The sequence below is a fragment of the Siminovitchia sediminis genome (genome assembly GCF_042680885.1).
Lineage (GTDB): Bacteria > Bacillota > Bacilli > Bacillales > Bacillaceae_C > Siminovitchia > Siminovitchia sediminis.
This window is the reverse complement of record NZ_JBHUEO010000085.1, coordinates 1-574: the sequence shown is the minus strand read 5'-3', so window position 1 is coordinate 574 and position 574 is coordinate 1. Positions and strand designations below refer to the sequence as shown.

Here is a 574-nt window from a genome sequence, read left to right as displayed (position 1 = left end):
GGGAAGATCGAGCAGGTGGTAAAGTATGTGAAAAATAACTTTGCGAAGAACCGTACGTTTGACAATTTGGCAGACTGGCAGGACTCCTGCATGAAATGGCTGGAACGCACAGGGAACTATAAGGTACACCATAATACAAAAAAGAGACCTGTCGAGGTGTACGCCCTGGAAAAGCAACACCTGCAAAAGGTCTCCGGTACTTACTTGTTTGAAGATATCTTCGTTTCAAGTATAACAAGAAACATTCACAAGGACAACGTCATCCGATATGAGGGCAACCGATACAGCGTTCCCCTCGGTACCTATCGAAAAGGGGCACCGAACATCGCTTATATCGAGAAAGATGACGAGCATCTATACATACGCCTCCAACAGAACGGCCAGGTTCTGGCAAAGCATAGGATCGCAGAGGGAACAGGGGCTGTTATTTCGGATCCTTCACACAGGAAGCGCAATCACACCAAACGTGACCTGTTGATTCAGCAGATTGATGGCATGTTGGAGGACAAAGAAATCGGAAAGTGGCTGATTGGGCTGCTGGCTGAGGAGTACCCGCGCCATTTGGTCGACCAAC

Annotated in this window: 1 pseudogene; it reads left to right on the top strand. The window is 48.1% G+C overall.

From position 1 onward, the window contains the following. Nucleotides 1-27: 27 nt before the first annotated feature. A pseudogene (locus tag ACFSCZ_RS17215) lies at nt 28-574 on the top strand (Mu transposase domain-containing protein); the annotation flags it as partial.